The sequence below is a fragment of the Burkholderia sp. MSMB1826 genome (assembly GCF_001526325.1).
Taxonomy (GTDB): Bacteria; Pseudomonadota; Gammaproteobacteria; order Burkholderiales; family Burkholderiaceae; genus Burkholderia.
In genome coordinates this window covers 331,529-354,183 of sequence record NZ_LOYN01000022.1, presented here as the reverse complement: position 1 = coordinate 354,183, position 22,655 = coordinate 331,529, and the positions used below count along the sequence as shown (strand labels likewise).

The window sequence follows — 22,655 nt, the reverse complement described above, 5'->3', positions numbered from 1 at the left end:
GCGCTGGTCAGACTTGAACATGCAAGCGCCACGGCGCGATCCGCGCCCGCCGCGTCAGCCGATCGCGCTGGCCCCGCCGGCGGCGCAAACATGCGACAGCGCGGTATCGAGTGCCTGCGTCTGCGTGGAATCGTAGCGCGTGAGCGTCTTCCAGTTTGCGATGCTGCGCGCGAGCCGCGCCTGGCAGTCGGGCGCATCGCGCAGCGGGGCGACCTGCGCGAGACCGGCGAGCATTTTCTGCGTCAGCCGATCGAGTGCCGGGCGCGTGCTGGTCGCGAGATCGGGCGGCGTGCCTTCCGGCGGCCGCGTCGTGCGCCAGGTCGCGAACAGTGCGTTCTGCACGTCCTTGCTTGCGGCGATCTGATCCTCGAAGAACGTGCGGGCGAATGCGGGATCGACGCCGGCCTGTACGGCGCGTTTTTCGACTGCGGTGAGCAATGCCGCTTCGCGCGGCCCGTCCTCGATGGCCCTGTGATTCGCCCATTTCCATCGCGCGACCGGTTCGGCGAGCGCGAGGCGCTGCGACGCGAGCGCCACGACGTTGGTGAGGGCGGTGTCGTCGCCGTCGGCGCGAGCGATGTGAGGGGACGAAAAGAGGGCGACGCCGAGCACGGCGACAGCGAGGCTGGCACGAATGGCTTGCTTCATCGGAGCGATCGGGAGGGCCGGGCGGGCCGGACGTGGAAAACCAGAAGGATAGACGAAGACAGTCGCGCGGCGCAGCGTCGCGACAGCAGAATCAGCGGGCGAGCCGATCCGGCACCGTCAGGCTGTTGCGGCCCGGGTGCGAGGCGAATTGCGCGCGAAGCGCACGAATGAACCGCACGATAGCGATGATCGACACGTGGCGGTTACAGAACCGAACTGACGTTCACTTCGGCGCGTACAGCTTGTGCTGCTCGTCGAAGAACGCCCGAACGTGCTCGGGCAATTCGGCGAGAAATTCCACGCCGACGGGTTCCGGATCCGGGCTCATTACTTGCTCGGGCGGTGGCATGCGAGTTGGTCTTTCGTCCATGATCGTTTCTCCAGCAGGTGCAATGATTATCAACCTCGCGCTCGGATTTATGCCAGCGGCGAATCGTTAGATTTTGTCTCTGTTGTATTAACGGCACATGCGTTCCGGCGCGCGCTGCGATCCCCGGTATTGCACGCTGCACGATCGGCAACAATCGGGCTGCTTGTTATACTTGCGCGCACTTTTTCCTGGACCGCGATGAGACGAACGACGCGATGGATCGGCCTCGTATGGCTGGCGCTGGTACTGAACGTACTGTCGCCCGTCGTCGGCTACGCGCGTCTCGCGTCGAGCGGCTCCGGCGCGCTCACGCTCGAATTGTGCAGTGCAGCGGGCGCGCGTCAGGTCGTGCTCGCGCAAGCGGGCGACGACCGCGACACGGCGTCGTTCGACCATGCCGGCGTCCCGCATTGCGTGTACTGCCCCGGCTTCGCGGCGAACGTCGCGCTGGGTACGAGCCTGCCCGCGATGCCGGGCTTCGTGCGCACGTTCGCGTATCGGGTAGCCGCGCCGATCGTTCCCGACGTGCCCCGCAAGGGCATCCGTCTCGCGCAGCCGCGCGCCCCGCCTGAAAACGTTCCGGTCTGATTGATGTCGTCCGCGCGCCCCGGTGGCGCGCGAGCCGCCCGCGACCCTGGTCCGCGTGTCGCGCCGTTCGTGCGCGGCTCGCGCGCTCGTGTCCGGCGGCGTCCGATCACGTTTTCAGGAACTCACTCATGTCGTCTACTCTTGCCGCGCGGCCGTCGCGCGGCCGGCTCGCGCTCGCATGCGCGGCCGCTTTCGCATGGCCGGCCGCTCACGCGGCTTCGATGGATGATGGACGCGCCGAGGCCGCCCGCAGCGGTGGCGTCGGGCATCTCGCCACCGCTGCGCCGGGTGCCGTCGGCGTCGCTGCGTCGGCCGCGCCGGCCGGCGATACGCTGACCGCCGTCAGCGTGACCGCGCAACGCCAACCGGTCGACCCGGATACGCCGGCCGTCGTCACGTCGATCACGCGCGAGCAGATCGATGCGCACACCAACGTCACCACCGAGGACGCGCTGAAGTACGCACCGAACCTGATGGTCCGCAAGCGCTACATCGGCGACCGCAACAGCGTATTCGCAGGCCGCGACTTCAACGAATTGCAGAGCGCGCGCGGGCTCGTCTATGCCGACGGCGTGCTGCTGTCGAACCTGCTCGGGTCGAGCTATGCGTACCCGCCGCGCTGGTCGCTGATTCCGCCCGACGACATCGCGCGCGTCGACGTGCTCTATGGCCCTTTTTCCGCGCTGTATCCGGGCAATGCGATCGGCTCGACCGTGCTGCTCACCACGCGCCGCCCGGAACGGCTCGAGGCGTCGCTGTCGACGCAGTTCTTTACGCAGCGCTACCACGACGGCTACGGGTTCGCGGACAGCTTCGGCGGCAATCATCAGACCGCGCGAATCGCGAACCGCGTCGGCCGGTTCTGGTTCGCGCTGTCGCTCGACCGGCTGGAGAACGACGGCCAGCCGATGCAGTATGCGAGCCCCAATTCGGCCTACAACCCGAAACTCGGCGCCGCCGTGCCCGTGACGGGCGCCGCGACCGACATCGGACCCAACGGCAAGCCGCGGGCGATCGTCGGCGCACAGACGATCGAGCGGACCGAGCAGCTCAACGAGACGGTCCGGATGGGCTATGCGTTCACCGATCATGTCGATGCGACGCTGACGCTCGGGCATTGGGAGAACCATTACCGGCAGCACGGCGAGACCTTCCTGCGCGATGCGGCCGGCAATCCGGTCTACGGCGGCAACGTGTCGATCGGCGGCCGGAACATGACCGTGGCGCCGAACGCGTTCGCGCCGCAGCGCGGCGACCAGGAGAACTGGCTGTATGCGCTCGGGCTGAACGGCCGGCTCGATTCCGGCTGGCGGCTGTCGGGCGTCGTGTCCGCGTACGACGTCTCGCGCGACGTACTGCGCGCGGCGTCGACCGTGCAGGGCGGCGCGGGTACGCTATTCCAGGGCGACGGCACCGGCTGGCGCACGCTCGACCTGAAGGCGGAGGCGCCCGAAGTGAAGGGGCATGCGTTCACGTTCGGCTATCACTACGACAACTACTTCCTGCGCAACGTCACGTACAACACGGCCGACTGGCTGGCCGGACCGACCACGTCGCTCGCGAGCGTCTATCGCGGCGACACGCGCGCGCAGGCGCTGTTCGGGCAGGACGCGTGGCGCTTCGCGCCGGGCTGGCTGGCGACGCTCGGGCTGCGCTACGAGCGCTGGGATGCATACGGCGGCGCGCTCGGCAATGCGAGCGGCACGCTCGGCTATGCGGACCGCAGCGCGAATGCGCTGTCGCCGAAAGTCGCGCTGCAGTGGGACGCGACCGAGGCCTGGCGCTTCCGGCTGTCGTTCGCGACGGGCACGCGATTCCCGACGGTCGGCGAACTGTTCCAGGGCACGATTTCGAACAACGCGATCGTCAACAACAACCCGAACCTGCGGCCGGAAAAGGCGATCGACTGGGATTTCACCGCCGAGCGCGACGTGGGCGTCGGCGTCGTGCGCGCCAGCGTGTTCCAGAGCGACCTGCGCGATTCGATCTACAGCCAGACGACGGTGTCGGGCGCCACGACCGTCACGAACATCTCCAACGTCGACCGCGTGCGCGTACGCGGTGTCGAACTCGCGTTCAGCGGCGAGAACGTCGGGCTGCGCGGATTCAACGTCGATGCGAACGTGTCGGCGAGCAACGCGCAAATTCTCGCCGATGCCGCGAACCCGGCCTACGTCGGTTCGCGTTTCCCGCGCATTCCGCGCATGCGCGCGAATCTGCTCGCGTCGTATCGCTTCGACGAGCACTGGCTCGCGAGCGTCGGCGTGCGCTATTCGGGCCGCCAGTTCAACACGCTCGACAACAGCGACGTGAATCCGGACGTCTACGGCGGTACGAGTTCGTTCACCGTCGTCGATCTGAAGGCGCGCTACCGCTTGGATCGTCACTGGAGCGCGTCGGCCGGCATCGACAACCTGACGGACCGCCGCTACTACACGTTCCACCCGTATCCGGGCCGCACTTTCTATGGAGAACTGAAATGGTCGCTGTGAAATCGTTCGCGGCAGACCGTGCGCCGCGGTTCGCGGACCTGTCGTCGCCCGCCGGCGCGCACGATGCGCGCGGTGGGCCGAGGCCGCCGAGACGCTCGTCGCGCATATGAGCATCGGGCTGCGTCCGCGCCGGAAGCAGTCGCTCGCGACCGGCGCCGCGTTCGACGCGCGGCGCCCGCTGTGGGTTGCTTGGGTCGGCGGCGCGCATGTCGTCGACCCTGGCGACGATGCGGGCCGCACGCTGTCCGTGCCCGTCACCGTCTACGCGGTGCCGGAGCGGATCTGCACGCGCGTCGACAATCGCCCGAGGCTCGCGACGAGCCCGGCCGGGCGCGCGGTATGCGTGTCGTGGTCGATGCCGTTCGATGCGGGATGGAGAGGGGAGATGTCACGCACCGTATGGATCGGGCGCGAAGGCGTGCGCGCGAAGCGCGCAGCGGATGGCTGATGGCTGACGTGCTCGACGGCTGGTTGCCGTACGCGAAGCGCCGACCAAGCCGGCGGCGCGCGGCGAACCGGCCGCGCGCCGGCCCGATGCGAAAACGCGCCCGAAGGCGCGTGGAGAGAAACGTCAGGCCGCTCGCCTGAATAGCCGGATCACGAACAGCAGGATCACCGCGCCGATGACCGCGACGATCACCGAGCCGATGAAGCCGCTGCCGATGCTGATGCCGAGCAGTCCGGCAAGCCAGCCGCCGATCACCGCGCCGACGATGCCGACGATGATGTCGACGATCAGCCCGAAGCCGCCGCCCTTCACGAGCAAACCGGCAAGCCAGCCGGCGATCGCGCCGATGATGAGCCACATAATCAAGCCATGAGTCATGGTGGTCCTCTCCTTGGAGTTGAGTCGAAATGACCGCGCGTCGGCTGCCGCACGCCGAAAAGCCGATTGAAAGCGACTGCGACCGCCGCGCCGCCCACGCAATGTAACGCGATAGACGGGTCAGGATCGTTAAGTAATGTTATGCACCCTTAAGCAGATTTGCCAGGGGGATTTGTCTGCGCACGGCACGATCCGTGCGCGCCCCAGGTTTGGCGAAATGAATTTGTAAGAATTGGCCGCCGCTGGTGTCTATCGGCTGCGTCGGCGATCAGTGCGTGACGGTCGCGCGTCGTCGATCGCCTCGATCGAAAGCAGTGCAAAACGGGTGAGGCAGCACGGTGCGTCGCATCGCCGATCCAGGGCGTCGTGTGGCGCGGATCGGTGTAGGGCGGTCGTATCCGATGTCCGTCATCGTTCGGTATCCTGAAGGACAGGCTTCGGTCACGGTATGCGATGGAGCGGGAGATCGACCGTGGCGGCCATGTCGTCGGTGCGTGCGTCGTGCCAGCGGCCGAGCCCGGGATGGACGGTGCCGGTGCGTGCGCCGTGGAGGTCGTCGATCTGGCCATCGTCGCCATGCAGGCCGTGCGCTGCGCACCGCGTGCGATGCGATCGCGGGTAGCCGTCGCGTGCGTGGAAACGTCGTGCCGATGTGGCGGCGAGGTTGCGCGGAGAACGGCTGGTGCGACGATTGGCGACGAGTCAAGCAACGTGCGCGGCGGTTGCCGAACGCGCATGCGATCGCGTGCGGCGCGATCGGCGATCGGGCGGTGCGTCGTCGAACGACTTCGGGATTTCGGCGCCGGAAAAGAGAAAAGGTCTGACAAGCGATGCTTGTCAGACCTTTATGTCTTGGTGCCGGAGATAGGAGTCGAACCTACGACCTTCGCATTACGAATGCGCTGCTCTACCAACTGAGCTACACCGGCAGCAGAGAAATGAAATTATATGGTGAAATCCGCGATCTTGGCAATAGGTTTTGCGAAATTTTTTCAGCTTGCTGCGGCTGCTTCGCGAAACCCTCGATCCGGCGGACTTTCCGCTTTCACTTCACTGCGACGCGACCGGTTAGGGCCACATCGCGAAGGCGCGATTGTACTGATGTCTCGCGCCTCCGTCCAGTGCTGCAGTGCAATTATTTTGCTTCGTCGTGATAGCCGGTCACGCGCTCGACTTCGTTTTTCGAGCCGAGGAACACGGGCACGCGCTGGTGCAGGCCGGTCGGTTGCACTTCCATGATGCGCTGCGTGCCGGTCGTCGCGGCGCCGCCCGCCTGTTCGACGATGAACGACATCGGGTTCGCTTCGTACATCAGGCGCAGCTTGCCCGGGCGATCGGGCGTGCGCTTGTCGGCCGGATACATGAAGATGCCGCCGCGATTCAGGATCCGGTGCACGTCGGCCACCATCGACGCGATCCAGCGCATGTTGAAGTTGTCGCCGCGCGGGCCGTCCTTGCCGGCGTTCAGTTCGTCGACGTAGCGCTTGACCGGGTCGTACCAGTGGCGGGCGTTCGATGCGTTGATCGCGTATTCGCGCGTGTCGGCCGGGATCTGCATGTTGCTCTGCGTGAGCACCCACGAGCCGACTTCGCGATCGAGCGTGAAGCAGTTCACGCCGTTGCCGGTCGTCAGCACGAACACCGTCTGCGGGCCGTAGACGGCGTAGCCGGCCGCGACCTGCTGCGTGCCGGGCTGCAGGAACGATTCTTCGGTCGCCTGCTTGCCGTCCGGGCAGCGCAGCACCGAGAAGATCGTGCCGATCGACACGTTCACGTCGATGTTCGACGAGCCGTCGAGCGGATCGAACACGAGCAGGTATTCGCCGCGCGGGTAGTTCGCCGGGATCGGGAAGAACGTTTCCATTTCTTCCGACGCCATCGCGGCGAGGTTGCCGCCCCATTCGTTCGCGTCGAGCAGGATTTCGTTCGACAGGATGTCGAGCTTCTTCTGCACTTCGCCCTGGACGTTCTCGCTGCCGGCGGTGCCGAGCGCCTCGCCGAGCGCGCCCTTCGACACGTTGTAGCTGATCGCCTTGCACGCGCGGGCGACGACTTCGATCAGCAGGCGCAGGTCGGCGGGGAGGTTGTTGGTCTCACGTTGCTGTTCGATCAGGAACTTCGACAGCGTGGTGCGGCGGGCAATGGACATGACAGACTCCGAAAGGCCAAAGAATCCTTGAATGGCCGCAATTTTACCCGTCGCGCCTCCGGTGCCGCCGGCTTTTTTCGTCCGGTTACATGGCCGGCCGCCGGGTCGGGGCGGAGTCGGGCGGCGGTGACGGGCGGGGCGCGCATCGCGACGCAGGTGCGCCGCGCGGTCCGACCCCGCGCGTGCGGGTGATTTCAGGACGGGGCCCGCGCAATAAAAAAGCCGGCGCCGCGTCAGCGGGCGCCGGCTCGATCGCTCGGACGCGACAGGGCGATCGCGCGACTTATGCGAGCGCTTTCTCGACGATCTCGCGCACGTCACGCGATTTCGCGCCGGCGGCGACCTGTTCGAGCGCTTCGCGCATCCGGTCGCGCAGCGTCGGCGTGAAGCGGCGCCACAGTTCGAGCGAGCGCGCGAGGCGCGCCGCGACCTGCGGGTTGATCGCATCGAGCGCGAGCACCTGTTCGGCCCAGAACGCGTAGCCCGAACCGTCCGCCGCGTGGAATTGCGCGGGGTTGGCCGCGCAGAAGCTGAAGATCAGCGAACGCGCGCGGTTCGGATTCTTCAGGTTGAACGCGGGGTGCGCGAGCAGCTTGCGCACCTTCGCGAGCGTCGGCTGCGCGGGCGTGCCGCGTTGCGCCGCCTGCATCGCGAACCACTTGTCGATCACGAGCGCTTCCTTCTCGAAGCGACGATAGAAGTCGTCGAGCGCGTGCTCGGCCGGCCCGTTCGCGCCCGCGGCGGCTGCGGACAGCAGCGCGCCGAGCGCAGCCGCGCGATCGGTCATGTTGTTCGCCGCGTCGTACTGGGCCGTGGCGAGGCGCACGGCATCGGCCGGATCGTCGAGTTCGGCGAGATACGCGAGCGCGAGGTTCTTCAGTGCGCGGCGGCCCGAGGCTTCCGGCGTCGGCTCGTAGGCGCCAGGCGTCTGGTGCCGTTCGTACGCGGCGAGCCAGTCGGCGCGCAGCGCGCTCGCGAGCTGGCGGCGCACGAACTGGCGCGCGCGATGCACGGCGGCCGGGTCGGCCTCGGCCATCTGGTCGGCGAGATAGGTCTCCGACGGCAGCGTCAGCGCGAGTTCGCGGAACGCCGGCGACAGGCTTTCATCGGCCAGCACGCGGCGGAACGCGGCGACGAAGTTCTCGCTGAGCGCGAGCGGCGCATCGGCGGCGGCACGCGCGGCGAGCGTCAGCAGCGCGCGCGTCGCGAGGCGCTGGCCGGCCTCCCAGCGGTTGAACGGATCGCTGTCGTGCGCGAGCAGGAACGCGAGATCGTCGTCGCTGTAGTCGTACTCGACGATCACCGGTGACGAGAAGTTGCGCAGCAGCGACGGCAGCGGCGCTTCCGGCACGTCGACGAAGGTGAAGGTCTGCTCGGTATCGGTGAACTCGAGCACGCGCGTCGTGCCCGATGCGGCGGCTTCGCCGTCCAGACGCAGCGGCAGGTCGCGGCCGTCGCGGCCGATCAGCCCGACGGCGAACGGGATCAGCAGCGGCCCCTGCTGCGTTTCGCGCGCGGCCGGCGACGCGTCGCCGTAGCCTTGCGCGAGGGTGATCGTATAGCGGCGCGCGGCCGCGTCGTACGCGGTGCGCACCGACACGCGCGGCGTGCCGGCCTGGCTGTACCAGCGCTCGAATTGCGCGAGGTCGCGCCCGTTCGCGTCGGCCATCGCGAGGCGGAAGTCGTCGCAGGTCACCGCGTGGCCGTCGTGGCGCTTGAAGTAGAGATCCATCCCCTTGCGGAAGCCGTCGCGGCCGAACAGCGTCTGGTACATCCGCACGACTTCCGAGCCTTTCTCGTAGACCGTCATCGTGTAGAAGTTGTTGATCTCGACGTAGCTCTCCGGGCGCACCGGGTGCGCCATCGGGCCGGCATCCTCGGCGAACTGCAACTGGCGCAGCACGCGCACGTCCTCGATGCGCTTCACCGCGCGGGCCGCCGATTCGACGTCGTCGCCCGCGGCCATGTCGGCCGAGAACTCCTGGTCGCGGAACACCGTCAGGCCTTCCTTCAGGCTCAACTGGAACCAGTCGCGGCAGGTCACGCGGTTGCCGGTCCAGTTGTGGAAATACTCGTGGCCGACCACCGACTCGATGTTCGCAAAATCGGTGTCGGTCGCGGTCTCGGGGTTCGCCAGCACGTACTTCGTGTTGAAGATGTTGAGCCCCTTGTTTTCCATCGCGCCCATGTTGAAATCGCCGACCGCGACGATCATGAAGCGGTCGAGATCGAGCTCGAGGCCGAAGCGCTTTTCGTCCCAGCGGATCGAGTGGATCAGCGAGTCCATCGCGTGACGCGTCTTGTCGAGATCGGCCGGTTCGACCCATACCTGCAGCAGCTTTTCCTTGCCGGAGCCGGTCGTGATCGTTTCCTCGATCGCGACGAGCTTGCCCGCGACCAGCGCGAACAGGTAGCTCGGCTTGCGGAACGGGTCTTCCCATTTCGCGAAGTGGCGGCCGTCGGGCAGGTCGCCCGAATCGACGAGGTTACCGTTCGACAGCAGCACCGGGTACGCGGCCTTGTCGGCACGCAGCGTGACGGTGTACGACGCCATCACGTCGGGGCGGTCGAGGAAGTAGGTGATGCGGCGAAAGCCTTCGGCTTCGCACTGCGTGAAGAAGTTGCCGCTCGACACGTAAAGGCCCGACAGCGTCGTATTCTGATCGGGGGCGCACGCGCTTTCGAGCGTCAGCTCGAAAGCGTCGGGCACGTTCTCGACGGTCAGGCCGTGTTCGTGCGCGCGCACCGCGCCGTGCGGTGCGCCATCCAGCCGCGCGCCGAGGAATTCGAGCGCCTCTCCCATCAGTTCCAGGTGGGGCGCGGGCGCGGCATCCGGATTGCGGCGTACGCGCATCGTATTCCTGACGACCGTGCGGGCCGGCGCGAGGTCGAATTCGAGAGCAACGGAATCGATGAGGAAGGCCGGCGGCGTGTAGTCGGCGCGGCGGATCACGGTGGAGGAGGCGTTGTCGGACATGGTCGTCGAGATCGGTGGAGTGGGGGGCGGCCCGTCGCGCGGGCCAGGCGAACCGGGCCATTGTACAAAGGCTGGCGGCTGCGTGTCGGGCGAACTTTTTACCGATCCCGGGAGTCCGCGTATTATCGGCATCCCGTACGCTTCGCGCGGTGCGACGAACGGGTGACGGATCGACGAGGATCATCATGAAACGCGAATGGATTTTCCGCAGTGCGGGCTGGGCGGCGGCGCTGTGCGTCGCACTGCTGACCGGCTGCACCAGCTACGTGACCACCCAGGTCACGGCCTTCTCCGATTGGAGCGGCAGCGACGCGACGCGCACCTATGCGTTCACGCGCACGGACGCGCAGAAGAACAGCATCGAGCAGTCGACCTACGAGCCGATCGTCGCGAACGAGCTGTCCGCGTATGCGTTCCGGCAGGTGCCGCAGTCGCAGGCGCGCTATCTCGTCGGGCTGACCTATGCGGTCGGCAGCGATCTCGTGACGGTGCCGCAGCCGGTCTACTACGATCCGTGGTTCGCGCCCGGGCCGTACTGGCGGCGCGGACCGTGGAATCCCTGGGGCCCGTGGGGTCCCTGGGGGCCGATGCCGGCCGGTTACGTCGCGCAGACGTACCAGGTGTTCGACTACGTGCTCGGCATCCGCATCACCGAGCGCGCGACGGGCAAGGAGGTCTACAACGTGTCCGCACGCACGACCGGCGACAACGGCACGCTGCTGTACGCGATGCCGTTCCTCGCGCGCAGCGCGCTCGCCGATTTCCCGTTGTCGAACGGGGCGGTTCGCTCGGTCCGGCTGCCGGTCGACAAGCGCGGCGGGCCGGCGGCACCGGCCGCCAACGAGCGCGCGGTACCGACCGCGCCGCCGGCGGGCGCGACCGTCGCGAAGTAACCCCGCATCCATCGTGGCGCGGCCGCCCGGCCGCGCCGGCTACCTGCCTTTCCGTCAGATCCCGATACCCAGCAGCGCCAGCGCGCCGAGCACGACGAACAGCACGGCCGCGATGCCGTGCACGAGCTTCGTCGGCAGACGGTGCGCGAAGCGGTCGCCGAGCAGGATCGCCGGCACGTTCGCGAGCATCATCCCGAACGTCGTGCCGGCCACGACGCCGATGTAATCCTGGAAGCGCGCGGCCAGCGCAACGGTCGCGATCTGCGTCTTGTCGCCCATTTCCGCGAGGAAGAACGCGACGAGCGTCGCGCCGAACACGCCGAGCCGCGAGCGGGTCGCATTGGCTTCGTTCTCGTCGAGCTTGTCCGGCACGAGAATCCACAGCCCCATCGCGATGAACGAGAACGCGAGCGCCCAACGCATGATCGACGGCGTGACGAGTACACCCAGCCATTCGCCGAGCGCGCCGGCGAACCCGTGATTCACGAGCGTCGCGACGAGCACGCCGAGAATGATCGGTATCGGCTTGCGATAGCGCGCGGCCAGAACGAGGGAAAGCAGTTGGGTCTTGTCGCCGATTTCAGCGAGGGCGACGGCGCCGGTGGAGATCAGGAAGGCTTGAGACACGAATGGGGTTCCACGGGCCGTTGTTGTGCGTGCGAGCGACGATCCACCGCGCGCCGGGCCCTGATGCGGCGCACTGTGAACCATCGGTCTCGCCAGGCCAACGTGGCTGCGCCCGCCATGGCCGAACGGCCAAGTCTGTTGACGGACGCCTCCGTCACGATGCGCGCCGGTGGCGCGGGACATCGAGCGGAGCGGCTACTCCCCAATGAGCGGCGAATTCTAGCACGGCGCATTGCACACGGGAAAGCGGGCCGGCCGCCGTGCATTCGATTGCCGGCATGCACGGCGGCGAAGCGGCCGCGCTGCCGGCACGGCGTGCCCGCCGGGCGTTACGCGGCGGCGGGGCGACGAGCGGCACCGCGCTCGTGCACGAGTTCGCCGGCCGCATAAGTGCGGTATACCGCGCGGTCGTCGCCGAGCAGCGCGAACGCGAACAGCAGTTCCTCGAGCGACTCCGCGCGCTTCGTGCGGCGCGCGAGCAGCGGCGTCGCCTGCGGGTCGAGCACGACGAAGTCGGCTTCGGTGCTCGGCTCGAGCGTGCCGACCGTGTCCGCGAGGTCGAGCGCCTGCGCGGCGCCGGCCGTCGCGAGCCAGAACATCCGCGTGGCGCTCAGGTGATGGCCCGACAGCCGCGCGACCTTGTGCGCCTCGTTCATCGTCTGCAGCATCGAGAACGACGTGCCGCCGCCGACGTCGGTCGCGAGCGTGACCGGCACGTCGTATTCGCCGGCCTTGTCGAAATCGAACAGCCCGCTGCCGAGGAAGAAGTTCGACGTCGGACAGTGCGCGACGACGGTGCGCGTCTCGGCCATCCGGCGGCGATCCTCGTCGTCGAGGTGGATGCAGTGGCCGTACACCGCGCGCGGACGCAGCAGCCCGTAGCGGTCGTAGATGTCGAGATAGCTGCGGTGGCCGGGGAACAGCTCGGCCGCCCATTTCACCTCGTCGACGTTTTCCGCGACGTGGCTTTGCACGAACACGTCCGGATGGCGGCGCGCGAGTTCGCCGCACGCCTCGAGCTGCGCCTCGGTCGACGTCGGCGCGAAGCGCGGCGTGAGCGCGTACATCTGGCGACCCTTGCCGTGCCAGCGGCCGATCAGCTCGGCGCTGTCGTCATAGCCCGATTGCGCGGTGTCGCGCAGGAATTCGGGGCAGTTGCGGTCCATCAGCACCTTGCCCGCGATCATTCGCAGGTTGCGTGCGTCGCTCGCCGCGAACAGCGCATCGGCCGACTGCTTGTGCACCGTGCAGTAGACGAGCGCGCTCGTCGTGCCGCACGCGAGCAGTTCGTCGACGAAAAAGTCGGCGACTTCGCGTGCATGTTCGGGGTCGCCGAAGCGGCGCTCGGTCGGGAACGTGTACTTGTCGAGCCACGGCAACAGGCCCGGGGCCGGCGACGCGATCATGTCCGTCTGCGGATAGTGGATGTGCGTGTCGATGAAGCCGGGCACGATCAGCTTGTCGCGCAGGTCGTGGACCACCGCGTCGCGCGCGAGCGTCGCGGCGAGCCGTGCATACGGGCCGGCCGCGACGACCTTGCCGGCGTCGACGATCAGGAGCCCGTCGGTCTCGTAATTCGCGGCCTGGCTCGATTGCGCCGGGTCGCCGTTGAAGGTCAGCAGTTGGGAACGGAAAGCGGTTTGCGTCATGACGAAGGGTCCTGCATCAAGGTAAGGCGAACGGAAGAAAGCGATCGACGCCGCATGGCGGCGGGACGGTGCTTCGCGAGCGGCGGCGGCGCGCGACGTGCGGCACGGCCGGCGGCGACGGCGTGGGCGGACGTGGCGGCCGAAGCCGCCAGCGAGTGGTTGCCCGCGCACCTCGCAACCGGTGCGCCCGCAACCGGTACGACGGCGAACGGCACGGCAAGCCGCGACGGCCGGTGCGTGCGGGCGACGACGCACCGCGCCGTCGCCCCGCATGCACGCAGCCGGTCGGCGCGGCGCCAGGCCGAACCGGTGATCGCGAAGCCGATGCCGTTGTCGTGTGTCATCCGTCAGCGTTCCTCGATGCGGGTCGTCACGCGGCGTTCCAGTAAGCGTCGAGGCGCGCGTACAGTGCGTCGCGCTGCGCCGGCTCGATGAACGACGCCTCGAAGCCGTTGCGGATCACCGCATGGACTTCGGCATCCGTGAGTTGCAGCCCTTCGGCCGTCGCGAAGTAGTTTTCATTGACGTAGCCGCCGAAATAGGCCGGATCGTCGGAATTGATCGTCACCGCCACGCCACGGTCGAGCAAGGCCTTCAGCGTGTGCTTCGCCATGTCGTCGAACACGCACAGCTTCAGGTTCGACAGCGGGCAGACGGTGAGCGCCGTGCGCGTCTTCGCGAGCCGTTCGACGAGCGCCGCATCCTCGATGCTGCGCACGCCGTGGTCGATCCGGTCGACCTTCAGCACGTCGAGCGCTTCGTAGATATACGCGGGCGGACCTTCCTCGCCGGCGTGCGCGACCAGCTTCAGCCCGAGCGCACGCGCCTTCTCGAACACGCGTGCGAACTTCGTCGGCGGATGGCCGAGCTCCGACGAATCGAGGCCCACGCCGATCAGGCGATGACGATAGCGTTCGAACAGCGGCAATGCGGATTCGAACGTCGCGAGCGCATCTTCTTCGGACAGGTGGCGCAGGAAGCACAGGATCAGTTTGCTCGACAGCCCGCGTCGTTCGGCATCGGCGAGTGCGCGCTCGATGCCCGCGACGACCGTCTCGATCGGCACGCCGCGCTCGGTGTGCGTCTGCGGGTCGAAGAACAGTTCGGTGTGGACGACGTTGTCGGCGAGCGCGCGTTCGCAGTACGCGGCCGTCATGTCGTAGAAATCCTGCTCGGTGAGCAGCACGCTCGCGCCGGCGTAGTAGATGTCGAGGAACGATTGCAGGTCGGTGAACGCGTACGCGGCGCGCAGCGCATCGATCGAATCGTAGGCGAGCTTCACGCCGTTGCGCTGCGCGAGCGCGAAGATCAGCTCGGGCTCGAGCGAGCCTTCGATATGGATGTGCAGCTCCGCTTTCGGTGCGCGGGCAATCTTGTCCTTGAATGTCGGGGTCATGGCGTCGTTCTTGGTCGGTCAGTAGGATGGGGAAGCCTGCGCGGACGCATTCGCCTCGACGGCCTGCAGCAACTGCGCGGCCACCGAGATCGCGATCACTTCGGGCGCCTTGTCGACGATGCCTTCGACGCCGATCGGGCAGTGCATCCGCGCGAGCTGGGCGGGGTCGATGCCGATCGCGGCGAGGCGATGATCGAACTGCACGCGTTTCGTGTGCGAGCCGGTCATCCCGAAGTATGCATAGTCGCCGCGTCGCAGGATGCGCTCGGCCAGCGCAAAATCGAGTGCGTGGTCGTGCGTCATCACGACGAAGTAGGACTGCGGCGGCGCTGCGTCGACCGCGTCCGCCGGGGAAGCGGCCGCATCGATCGCGAGGTTGCCGATGCCGGCGAGCGCGTCGGCCGGCGGGAATGCCGCATCGGGCCGGTCGATCCAGCGCACGTGGCACGGCAGCGTCGCCAGCACCTTCACGAGCGCGCTGCCGATGTGCCCCGCGCCGAACAGCATGACGGGGAACGCGTACGGGGCGATCGTTTCGGTCATCAGCGATACGCCGCCGGTTTCCCACAGCAGGCAGTCGGCGCGCGCGGCTTCCGATTCGGGCTCGCTCAACAGCGGTGCGCCCGGCGAGGGGCCGAATGATACGCTACGGACGGTCGCGGCGCCGGCCGCGACACGCTTCGCGAGCGACATGATCCAGCCGAGATCGCCGACGTCGAGCCGCTCGAACGCGAGCACCACGGCGCCGCCGCAGCACTGGCCGAGGCTCGGGCCGAGCGCGAGCCGCTCGAGCCGGCGGGCGTGCGGCACGTGCGCGCCGTCCTTCAGCAGGTGCCGCGCGATCTCGATCGCCTTCCATTCCAGATGACCGCCGCCGATCGTATGGCGTGCCGTGTCGCGCGTGACGAGCATCTTGGTGCCGGCCTCGCGCGGCGCGGAGCCGTCGGTGTGCGCGACCGTCACGAGCACGGCCGCTTCGCCGTGCGCGAGCAGTTGCTGCAGATCGCCGAGCCAGGCTTCCATCAGCACGCTCCGTTCGGGACGACGCGGCACGACACGCGGCGCCGGCTGGCGGGCGCGGCGGCAACGAGGACGGACGGGAGCGGGGCGGGCCGGCTGCACGGCCGCTGCGGCGCGGCGGCCGGGGACCGACGGCGTGCGCGAACGGCGCCGCCGGTCGCGCGGACGCCATGAGGGTGACGGATGCGGATGGTTTGCGTTGTCATGATGAATCCAGTCGACATTGCGGATCGGGCGCGCGTTACGCAGGCAGCGGTGAGACCGCCTGGCCTCGCGCACGTAGATCGCCATCCAGTCCCGAAGATAGCACCGCCACGCGCCGGGAACATGGGCGGGCGGTGATCCGGGCTATCAGGCGGCGATCATGTCGATCATAGGCGCGCTGCGCGGGATCGGGGCGCCGACGCATGCGCATCGGGCGGAAACGCCCGCGCGGCGGGCGGGAGCCGGGCGATCGCGCGACGCACGCCGGCCCGGCGATCCGGGCGGCGGCGGGGTAGGTGTTTACGCGCGACGACCGGGCAGGGCCGGCGCAGGCGCTCGCCGCGACCGGGTGGCGGCTCGTCGACGCCGCGCGGCCCATTCGGCCGGGTCGCGCCGGCCATGGGCCGGCAAAACGGCCGGCCGGTCAGCTCGCGAGCTTGCGGCGATGGCGCCAGAGGCTCGCGACGACCGCGATCAGGATCGCGGCGAAGCCGATCAGCGCCCAGCCGGGCAGCAGGATGCCGAAGATCGGCGGGTAGACGGTCTCGCACAGCCCTGCGACCTTGAACATGCCGGGGAACCACTGCGCGGGCGGCAGGCTGTCGACGATCGGCTGCAGCGTGTCGAAGCCGCAGCTGAAGCCCGGATTCATCTGGATCGACAGGTGCCGCGCGGCCGTGGCGACGCCGCCGGCCGCGGCGATCGCGATCAGCAGTTCGAGCACCCAGACGCCGCGCCAGTTGCGGATCCCCGCGGCCAGGAACGCGAAGATCCCGATCGCGCAGAAGAAGTAGCGCTGGATGATGCACAGTGGGCACGGGTCTTCGTTCTTCACGTACTGCAGGTACAGCGCGCCGGCCAACAGGGCGATGCACACCCATCCGAGCAGCATCAGCAGGCGGCGTTCGCGGCGTAGTGCAAGCGTGTAGTCGTTCATGTCGGCGGGGTTCCTCGTCGGTCGGTCCGGAAAACAATCGCGCGATTTTAGCGCGAACGGTCTGGCACGAAACTGACGGCGCGCGCGCGGCACCCTGCCGCACCGCGCGCGGGCCGCCGGCGATCGGCTCGCCATCGGCTGGTCGTCGGTCGGCGCGCTCAGCGGATCGTGTTCAGCACGGCCTCGACCGACTGGCCGATCGCGAGCAGCGCGTCGTCGCGATGCGGCGCCGCCGCGAGCATCAGGCCGACCGGCGCGGCGTCGCGCGGATGGCACGGCAGCGACAGGCCGCACGCATCGAGGAAGTTGAATGCGCTGGGGTTGCGCAGGATCAGCGCGTTGGTGCGGGTGAACGCGTCGTCGTCCGTTTCGAGTTCGGCGATGCGCGGCGGCACGATCGGCACCGTCGGCGCGACGAGCGCATCGAAGCGCGACCAGACCGTGTGCGCGGCTTCGTCGAGCATCGCGGCGCGTGCGGCGAGCAGGTCCAGATAGTCGGCGGCCGTCGCGGGCTCGCCCTTCAGGATTCGCGTCAGCACGCGCGGGTCGTACCGGTCGCGATGGGTGGCGAGCAGCGGGCGATGCCATGCGTACGCCTCGATCGGTGAGAAGCCGAAACGGTTGATCTCCGGCAGCCGGTCGAGCGCGGGGAAGCGCACTTCGGTGACGATCGCGCCGGCGGCTTCGAGATGCTTGAGCGCGGTGTCGAGCGCGGCCGCGACGTCGGCATCGACGCCGTCCGTCACGTAGTTCGTCAGCACGCCGAGCCGCACGCCCTCGAGCGGCCGGGCCGCCGGCACGTGCGGCTCGAGCCCCGCGAGCATCCGGTCGACGAGTGCGCAGCACGCGACCGTCAGGCCGATCGGGCCGAACGAGTCGAGCGTCGTCGACAGCGGCACGCCGCCTTGCGTCGGGATCCGGCTCGCGGTCGGCTTGAAGCCCGTCAGCCCGCACAGCGCGGCCGGAATGCGGATCGAGCCGCCGGTGTCGGTGCCGAGCGCGACCGCAGCCATCCCGTCGGCGACCGATGCGGCCGCACCGGACGACGAGCCGCCCGAAATCCGTGCATCGCCCGGCACGTCGCGGCGGTACGGCGAGCGCGGGGTGCCGAAGTGCGGATTCAGCCCGAGCCCCGAGAACGCGAACTCGCTCATGTTGGTGCGGCCGACCAGCACCGCGCCCGCACGCTTGAGCCGCGCGACGGCGACCGCGTCGGTGCGCGCGGCCGGCGCGCCGTCGAGTACGCGCGAACCCGCGCGCGTGACCTGGCCCGCGACGTCGAACAGATCCTTGACCGACACGGGAATGCCCGCGAGCGGCGACAGCACGGTGCCCGCGGCGCGCAGCCGGTCGTGTGCGTCGGCGGCCGCGCGGGCGTTGTCCGCGTCGACTTCGGTGAAGACGACGGCGCCCTGGCCCGACGGATCGGCGATCCGGTCGAGCGCGGTGTCGACGAGCGCGCGGCTCGTGGTCCGGCCGGCGGCGAGGTCGGCGGCGAGCTGGGCGAGCGGGGGGAAGGGCGTGAAAGTGGTCATGGCGGCTCAGGGGCGAAGATGTTGAAGAAGCGTGGAGCGAAACGAATCGATATGGCTTTCGACGGCCGCGCGTGCGCCGGCGCCGTCGCGTGCGGACAGCCGATCGAACAGCGCGCGGTGCTCGTGCTGGACGTCGGCGAGATGGTGCGGTTCGGACAGCGTGACGAACCAGAAGCGCAGCGAACGATCGTGCAGCGCGCGCAGGATGTCGGCGAGCACCGCGTTGCGCGCGGCCGTGGCGATCGTCTGATGAAACGCGCGATCAAGCGCCATCATGCCCTCGACGTCGTGGGTGTCGACGCAGGCCTGCCCGTCGTCGAGCAACGCGGCCAGGCGCGCGAGATCGTCGGGCGTCGCATGGCGCGCGGCGAGTTCGGCGCAGTGCGCTTCGTTGATGCGCCGCACGTCGATCACCGCGACGATGTCGTCGAGCGACAGCGGCTGCACCATCAAGCCCTTGCGCGGCATCACGGACAGCAACCCTTCGAGTACGAGCCGATGCACGGCCTGGTGCACCGGTGTGCGGCCGATCCCCGTGCGGGCGACGAGATCGGCTTCGTTGAGCGCGGCGCCCGGCTTCAGGCGCATCGTGATGATGTCCCGCTGAATCAGCGCGTACGCGCGCTCGGCGAGGCTGGCCGGCGACGCGGCGGCGCGGTCGCGGGCGACGTCGGTGAGGGTGCTCATACGGGGTGCGGCGCCAGGGCCGGAAGGGGCGCGATCATGGCGCGGATGGCTCGGGAAGCATGGACGATCTCTGGATATTATTGTGATATATCAGTGATGTCCAGCATGGTCGATACGAGGCGGGCGCGTGACCGAGCCGTTCTGCCGCGCGGCTTGCCGACGACTTGCAACAATATCGACAGGATGTTGCAGGTTTGCCGCGCGATCGTGCACTGAAGCATAATGAATCCTCGTCTATCCCTACGCGCGAGCGACGCATCAGACCATCGTCATGAGCGAAAACACGCCTTCTCCGGCCGGTCTGCCCGGCACCTCTTCCGCTTCTTCCGATTCCCCCCGTCCCGATCCGGTGAAAACGCCCGCTGCGCCGGCCACGCAGGCCGCCGCTGAGAACGTCGCCGACGACGGCGCGTCGCCCGTCACGGCCGCCTCCGAGCCGGGTGCGCCCGGCGCGGCGGGCGCACCCGGTGATGGCGCCGCCACGGCCGCGCCGCCGAGGCCCGGCTCGCCGCCGCCCGGATTCGGCGCGCCGCCGAGGCCCGGCTCGCCGCCGCCCGGATTCGGCGCGCCGCCCGATTTCGACACGCCTCGGCCGCCGCCCGCGAACGCGCAGAATGCGCCGCCGGCCTACCTGAAGCAGAGCGACACGCCGTGGTCGGTGTTCGGCCGGATCGTCGCGGCCCGCGCGCGACGGCTGTTCGACCGCGCCGGTCAGCGCATCACGCAGCGCACGCTGCGCATCGGCGTGTCGGCGCGGATCTTCCATCCGGAGCCCGGCGCGAAGGGGTTGCGCGGCAAGACGCTGCAGTATCTCGAGGAATCGATCGCCCACTGGGTGATGTCGCGCGACGTGCTCGTGTTCATGATTCCGACCGTCGGCCATCAAGGCATGATCCATCCGAGCAACATCCGCTTGCGCGATTACGCGAAGCATCTCGACGGCCTGCTGCTGCAAGGCGGCGCCGACGTGTCGCCGCAGACCTACGCGGCGTCGGATGCGCGCCCCGAATGGCCGGGCGATCGCGTGCGCGACATGTACGAGCTCGAACTGCTGCACGAATTCGTCGAATCCGGCAAACCCGTGCTCGGCGTGTGTCGCGGCTGCCAGTTGATCAACGTCGCGTTCGGCGGCTCGCTGTACCAGGACATCGCCACCGACGTGCCGACCGCGAACGCGCACGTGAGCGAGCATTACGACCAGCATCGTCACGCGATCCGCTTCCCCGACTCGTCGACGCTCGCGAGCATGTTCCCGGGGCGCAGCGAAGCGATCGTCAACTCGATACACCACCAGGCGATCCGCGATCTCGGCCGCGACCTGAACATCGAGGCCGTGTCGGCCGGCGACGGGATCATCGAAGGCATTCGCCATCGGCGTTCGCCGTTCGTCGTCGGCGTGCAGTGGCATCCGGAGTTCCATCGCGCGGGCGGCTCGGAACTGCTCGACTGCACGCCGCTGCTCGATGCGTTCCTGCGCGCGGCGCGCGAAACGCGTCTGTAGTACGCAGTATTTTTCGCGTTGCACGACGGCCGGCCGCATTCCGATAAATTCGAGATGCGGCCGTTTGGTTTTGAACGATAATCGCGAGTTCCGATTCGTTCGCCGGAGTCCGACGTTGGCTTTCCGAAACTTCTCCCCAGCACGATGCGCGACGTGGATCGTTGCGCTGATTGCCTGCGCACAAGCGGGCACGGCCTGGTCCGCCGATGCGACCGCACCCGTCGCCGGTACGCGTCCGGCGGTCACGAGCCTGAGCGGCGGCGCGCAGCCGTCGGCATCGGCCGCGGCCGCGACGGACGCCGCTGCGCAAGGCAACGTCGCCGAACTGACGCAGATGCTGCACGACGGCCGGATCGTCGAGATGCGCACGACGTACAACGGCAGCTACGGCGCGAGCCTGATGTTCGATCCGCGCGAGATGACGTACTACGTCGCGCTGTTCCAGGACAAGAACCTGTGGCGCGTGATCCGTTCGCAGGAAAAGAATCGCGCGGAGATGGTGTACGCGAACTTCGTCCAGCAGACGGTGCAGCTCGCCGATATCGAGATCCGCCGGACCGAGCTGCAGGCGCAGAAGGCCTTTCTCGAACGCGTGATCGCGCTGCAGGCGAATCGTGCGCAACAGTTGCAGGCCGACTTGAGCGTCGCGCGCAGCCAGCAGGCCGAAGTCGCGCAGCGGCAGAAGTCGGCGCAGGAGCAGGCACAGGCGCTGCAGGTCGAGAAGCGGGCTGCGCAGCTGCAGTTGCGCGATTTGCAGGAGCAGGTGCGGCAACTCGAGAAGCAGACCGAGACGGGGTTGCCCGCGCACAAGTAACGATTCGTCGAACGGACGGAGCGAGACGAGCAAAAACCCGGCGAAGATCGCTTCGCCGGGTTTTTTATTGTGTGGGCGTCAGTGCGCGAACACGTCCGGCGCGTCGGTCACGCGACGGTGCGACAGTTGCGCCATCCAGTCGAAACCGGCCGCGGGCGGCGGCGCCGGGCGCGCGGGCTGCGTGGCGCGCAGCGCGTTCGCCATGGCAATCAACGTGGCCGGATCGTCGAGCGAGTCGCGGGTGTCGAGGGTGTCCGCCAGGCGCGGCGACGGAGCGAGCCGATCGCGTGTGCCGGTGTGGGTCGCGCTGCGCTGGATCGACGGATGTGCGGCGAGCCGCGGCACGACCGGTGTGCGGGGCGGGGCTTCCGTTGCGTGTTGGCGAGTTGCCCGACGTGGCGAGGCAGGGCGGACGTGCTGCGCATCGGCCGTCGCTTGCGGATGAAGCGGCGCCGGGCGAAGTGCGATGCGATGCGTGGCTGGCGGCGATCCGATCATGTTCGCGACAGGCGTTGCCACGTTGCGCTGCGGCAGCACATGCGTCGACGTACCCGGTTGCGCCGCAGCGGCGTGAATCGTGCCGGCCGATGTCGCGACGAGATCGGCCGGACTGCCGGCTGCTTGCGTCGCGTACGCAGGACCGACCCTCGCAGGCGGGTCGTACGCACCGATCAGCCAAGCGATGACGCCGAGTGCGCCGATGCTCCAGCAGACGGCGTACATCGCGCGCCGGTCGTGAGGGGGGCGCATGCGGCGAGCGGTTGCCGCGGCCGGCGTGACGTTCTCCCCGACCGGAGCCGGCAGCGACACCACCGCGGGCAGCGGTTGCCATTGGCACGCGCGGTGTGGCCGGTCGACATCGATGCAGGACGTCGTCAGTGTCGCGAGGCAGGTGCTGCCGGGCCGTGTGCCGGGCGCGCCGGAGAATCGCCATTCGCGGCCGAACGGCGGGGCGTGATCGAGCGGGGTGGCGCGCGGGCGGGCGAGCGCGCCTTCGACCGGGACGAGAGGCGATGGGGTCATGACGGGAGCACGCCGTGCGACACGGGCGAGCGTGCCAGCGCGGCGCGGAAATGTCGTCGCAAATCCTGACATTGTGGTCGGCAGGCGAATGCAGATCGATCGGATCGATCTGATTCTCGTGCCCGTTTGGGGGCGACGTGTACGAGATGGATACCGCGACGGTCATGACAGGGCACCACAAGGCAAATGTCGGCTTGGCGTGGCATGATTCGCGAATCATGCCGGCGGCGCGCCGTTACGCGCCGCGCCGCCGGCGGGCAGCGATGCCCGTGCGCGCCGGCTCGGCCCGGCGCGTCGTGCATCGTCGGATTCATGCGGT

General features: G+C 68.5%; 19 protein-coding genes, 1 tRNA gene, 1 pseudogene and 1 riboswitch. Of the genes and pseudogenes, 6 read left to right on the top strand and 15 right to left on the bottom strand.

Going from position 1 to position 22,655, the window contains the following annotated elements:
- Positions 1–54 precede the first annotated feature (54 nt).
- Positions 55–648: a chorismate mutase gene (locus WS95_RS13870; protein ID WP_059779641.1), complete on the bottom strand. Its 594-nt coding sequence runs from the start codon at positions 646–648 to the stop codon at positions 55–57.
- Between the two features lie 223 nt (positions 649–871).
- Complete coding sequence (locus tag WS95_RS35350) at positions 872–976, bottom strand: chorismate mutase (protein ID WP_162499609.1); 105 nt, start codon at positions 974–976, stop codon at positions 872–874.
- A gap of 240 nt (positions 977–1,216) precedes the next feature.
- Between WS95_RS35350 and WS95_RS13865 the strand changes: the two genes are divergently transcribed.
- The 3 genes and pseudogenes from WS95_RS13865 to WS95_RS35750 all read left to right on the top strand — a co-directional run.
- On the top strand, positions 1,217–1,606 hold the full coding sequence (locus WS95_RS13865) for a DUF2946 domain-containing protein (RefSeq protein ID WP_034206685.1): 390 nt from the start codon (positions 1,217–1,219) through the stop codon (positions 1,604–1,606).
- A 128-nt stretch (positions 1,607–1,734) separates the two neighbouring features.
- Positions 1,735–4,098 (top strand): TonB-dependent receptor, encoded by a 2,364-nt coding sequence (locus tag WS95_RS13860; RefSeq protein ID WP_059824269.1) that lies wholly within the window; start codon positions 1,735–1,737, stop codon positions 4,096–4,098.
- Positions 4,086–4,480 (top strand): annotated as a pseudogene (locus tag WS95_RS35750) (exo-alpha-sialidase); the annotation flags it as partial. The gene WS95_RS13860 and the pseudogene WS95_RS35750, both read left to right, overlap by 13 nt.
- Before the next feature lie 189 nt (positions 4,481–4,669).
- On the opposite strand, the gene WS95_RS13850 reads toward WS95_RS35750, so the two are convergent.
- From WS95_RS13850 to pepN, 4 genes are all read right to left on the bottom strand, one after another.
- A complete protein-coding gene (locus WS95_RS13850; protein WP_006476609.1) occupies positions 4,670–4,924 on the bottom strand; it encodes a GlsB/YeaQ/YmgE family stress response membrane protein in 255 nt (84 codons plus the stop codon).
- Positions 4,925–5,777: 853 nt separating this feature from the next.
- Positions 5,778–5,853: transfer RNA gene (locus WS95_RS13845), tRNA-Thr, on the bottom strand.
- Between the two features lie 206 nt (positions 5,854–6,059).
- The gene (locus WS95_RS13840; protein ID WP_006485729.1) at positions 6,060–7,073 is read right to left on the bottom strand and encodes a class 1 fructose-bisphosphatase; all 1,014 of its coding nucleotides are present in this window, start codon (positions 7,071–7,073) and stop codon (positions 6,060–6,062) included.
- Between the two features lie 283 nt (positions 7,074–7,356).
- On the bottom strand, positions 7,357–10,050 hold the full coding sequence (gene pepN, locus WS95_RS13835) for an aminopeptidase N (RefSeq protein WP_059824267.1): 2,694 nt from the start codon (positions 10,048–10,050) through the stop codon (positions 7,357–7,359).
- Positions 10,051–10,235: 185 nt separating this feature from the next.
- Between pepN and WS95_RS13830 the strand changes: the two genes are divergently transcribed.
- Complete coding sequence (locus WS95_RS13830; RefSeq protein WP_059779650.1) at positions 10,236–10,943, top strand: DUF4136 domain-containing protein; 708 nt, start codon at positions 10,236–10,238, stop codon at positions 10,941–10,943.
- A gap of 54 nt (positions 10,944–10,997) precedes the next feature.
- Here the strand turns inward: WS95_RS13830 and WS95_RS13825 are convergent, their stop codons facing one another.
- From WS95_RS13825 to WS95_RS13790, 8 genes are all read right to left on the bottom strand, one after another.
- Complete coding sequence (locus WS95_RS13825) at positions 10,998–11,570, bottom strand: TMEM165/GDT1 family protein (RefSeq protein ID WP_034206691.1); 573 nt, start codon at positions 11,568–11,570, stop codon at positions 10,998–11,000.
- 94 nt (positions 11,571–11,664) lie between these two features.
- Positions 11,665–11,786: riboswitch (yybP-ykoY riboswitch) on the bottom strand.
- 113 nt (positions 11,787–11,899) lie between these two features.
- Complete coding sequence (gene guaD, locus WS95_RS13820) at positions 11,900–13,219, bottom strand: guanine deaminase (RefSeq protein WP_059824265.1); 1,320 nt, start codon at positions 13,217–13,219, stop codon at positions 11,900–11,902.
- Positions 13,216–13,563, bottom strand: a complete 348-nt coding sequence (locus WS95_RS13815) for a hypothetical protein (RefSeq protein WP_059824264.1) — start codon at positions 13,561–13,563, stop codon at positions 13,216–13,218. Before WS95_RS13815 ends, guaD begins: the two co-directional genes overlap by 4 nt.
- A 26-nt stretch (positions 13,564–13,589) precedes the next feature.
- Positions 13,590–14,615 carry an adenosine deaminase gene (locus tag WS95_RS13810; protein ID WP_034206694.1) on the bottom strand — a complete coding sequence of 342 codons (1,026 nt, stop codon included), beginning with the start codon at positions 14,613–14,615 and terminating at the stop codon, positions 13,590–13,592.
- Between the two features lie 18 nt (positions 14,616–14,633).
- A complete protein-coding gene (gene xdhC / locus WS95_RS13805; RefSeq protein ID WP_034206695.1) occupies positions 14,634–15,638 on the bottom strand; it encodes a xanthine dehydrogenase accessory protein XdhC in 1,005 nt (334 codons plus the stop codon).
- 625 nt (positions 15,639–16,263) lie between these two features.
- Complete coding sequence (locus WS95_RS13800) at positions 16,264–16,776, bottom strand: disulfide bond formation protein B (protein ID WP_034206696.1); 513 nt, start codon at positions 16,774–16,776, stop codon at positions 16,264–16,266.
- A gap of 158 nt (positions 16,777–16,934) precedes the next feature.
- Positions 16,935–18,311, bottom strand: coding sequence for an amidase (locus tag WS95_RS13795; protein ID WP_059824262.1), 1,377 nt, complete (start codon positions 18,309–18,311; stop codon positions 16,935–16,937).
- A gap of 6 nt (positions 18,312–18,317) precedes the next feature.
- Positions 18,318–18,998, bottom strand: a complete 681-nt coding sequence (locus tag WS95_RS13790) for a GntR family transcriptional regulator (protein WP_059779662.1) — start codon at positions 18,996–18,998, stop codon at positions 18,318–18,320.
- A gap of 271 nt (positions 18,999–19,269) precedes the next feature.
- Here WS95_RS13790 and WS95_RS13785 point away from each other — a divergent pair, with 271 nt between their 5' ends.
- The gene (locus tag WS95_RS13785; protein WP_059824261.1) at positions 19,270–20,499 is read left to right on the top strand and encodes a gamma-glutamyl-gamma-aminobutyrate hydrolase family protein; all 1,230 of its coding nucleotides are present in this window, start codon (positions 19,270–19,272) and stop codon (positions 20,497–20,499) included.
- 115 nt (positions 20,500–20,614) lie between these two features.
- Positions 20,615–21,313 (top strand): DUF2968 domain-containing protein, encoded by a 699-nt coding sequence (locus WS95_RS13780; RefSeq protein ID WP_034206700.1) that lies wholly within the window; start codon positions 20,615–20,617, stop codon positions 21,311–21,313.
- A 78-nt stretch (positions 21,314–21,391) separates the two neighbouring features.
- Here the strand turns inward: WS95_RS13780 and WS95_RS13775 are convergent, their stop codons facing one another.
- Complete coding sequence (locus tag WS95_RS13775; protein WP_059824259.1) at positions 21,392–22,408, bottom strand: hypothetical protein; 1,017 nt, start codon at positions 22,406–22,408, stop codon at positions 21,392–21,394.
- Positions 22,409–22,655: the final 247 nt, after the last annotated feature.

Bases quoted from the DNA above. Each gene is read 5' to 3' on its own strand.
- WS95_RS13870 (WP_059779641.1), bottom strand. From the start codon at position 648: ATGAAGCAAGCCATTCGTGCCAGCCTCGCTGTCGCCGTGCTCGGCGTC.
- WS95_RS35350 (WP_162499609.1), bottom strand. From the start codon at position 976: ATGAGCCCGGATCCGGAACCCGTCGGCGTGGAATTTCTCGCCGAATTG.
- WS95_RS13865 (WP_034206685.1), top strand. From the start codon at position 1,217: ATGAGACGAACGACGCGATGGATCGGCCTCGTATGGCTGGCGCTGGTA.
- WS95_RS13860 (WP_059824269.1), top strand. From the start codon at position 1,735: ATGTCGTCTACTCTTGCCGCGCGGCCGTCGCGCGGCCGGCTCGCGCTC.
- WS95_RS13850 (WP_006476609.1), bottom strand. From the start codon at position 4,924: ATGACTCATGGCTTGATTATGTGGCTCATCATCGGCGCGATCGCCGGC.
- WS95_RS13840 (WP_006485729.1), bottom strand. From the start codon at position 7,073: ATGTCCATTGCCCGCCGCACCACGCTGTCGAAGTTCCTGATCGAACAG.
- pepN (WP_059824267.1), bottom strand. From the start codon at position 10,050: ATGTCCGACAACGCCTCCTCCACCGTGATCCGCCGCGCCGACTACACG.
- WS95_RS13830 (WP_059779650.1), top strand. From the start codon at position 10,236: ATGAAACGCGAATGGATTTTCCGCAGTGCGGGCTGGGCGGCGGCGCTG.
- guaD (WP_059824265.1), bottom strand. From the start codon at position 13,219: ATGACGCAAACCGCTTTCCGTTCCCAACTGCTGACCTTCAACGGCGAC.
- WS95_RS13815 (WP_059824264.1), bottom strand. From the start codon at position 13,563: ATGACACACGACAACGGCATCGGCTTCGCGATCACCGGTTCGGCCTGG.
- WS95_RS13810 (WP_034206694.1), bottom strand. From the start codon at position 14,615: ATGACCCCGACATTCAAGGACAAGATTGCCCGCGCACCGAAAGCGGAG.
- xdhC (WP_034206695.1), bottom strand. From the start codon at position 15,638: ATGGAAGCCTGGCTCGGCGATCTGCAGCAACTGCTCGCGCACGGCGAA.
- WS95_RS13800 (WP_034206696.1), bottom strand. From the start codon at position 16,776: ATGAACGACTACACGCTTGCACTACGCCGCGAACGCCGCCTGCTGATG.
- WS95_RS13795 (WP_059824262.1), bottom strand. From the start codon at position 18,311: ATGACCACTTTCACGCCCTTCCCCCCGCTCGCCCAGCTCGCCGCCGAC.
- WS95_RS13790 (WP_059779662.1), bottom strand. From the start codon at position 18,998: ATGAGCACCCTCACCGACGTCGCCCGCGACCGCGCCGCCGCGTCGCCG.
- WS95_RS13785 (WP_059824261.1), top strand. From the start codon at position 19,270: ATGAGCGAAAACACGCCTTCTCCGGCCGGTCTGCCCGGCACCTCTTCC.
- WS95_RS13775 (WP_059824259.1), bottom strand. From the start codon at position 22,408: ATGTCAGGATTTGCGACGACATTTCCGCGCCGCGCTGGCACGCTCGCC.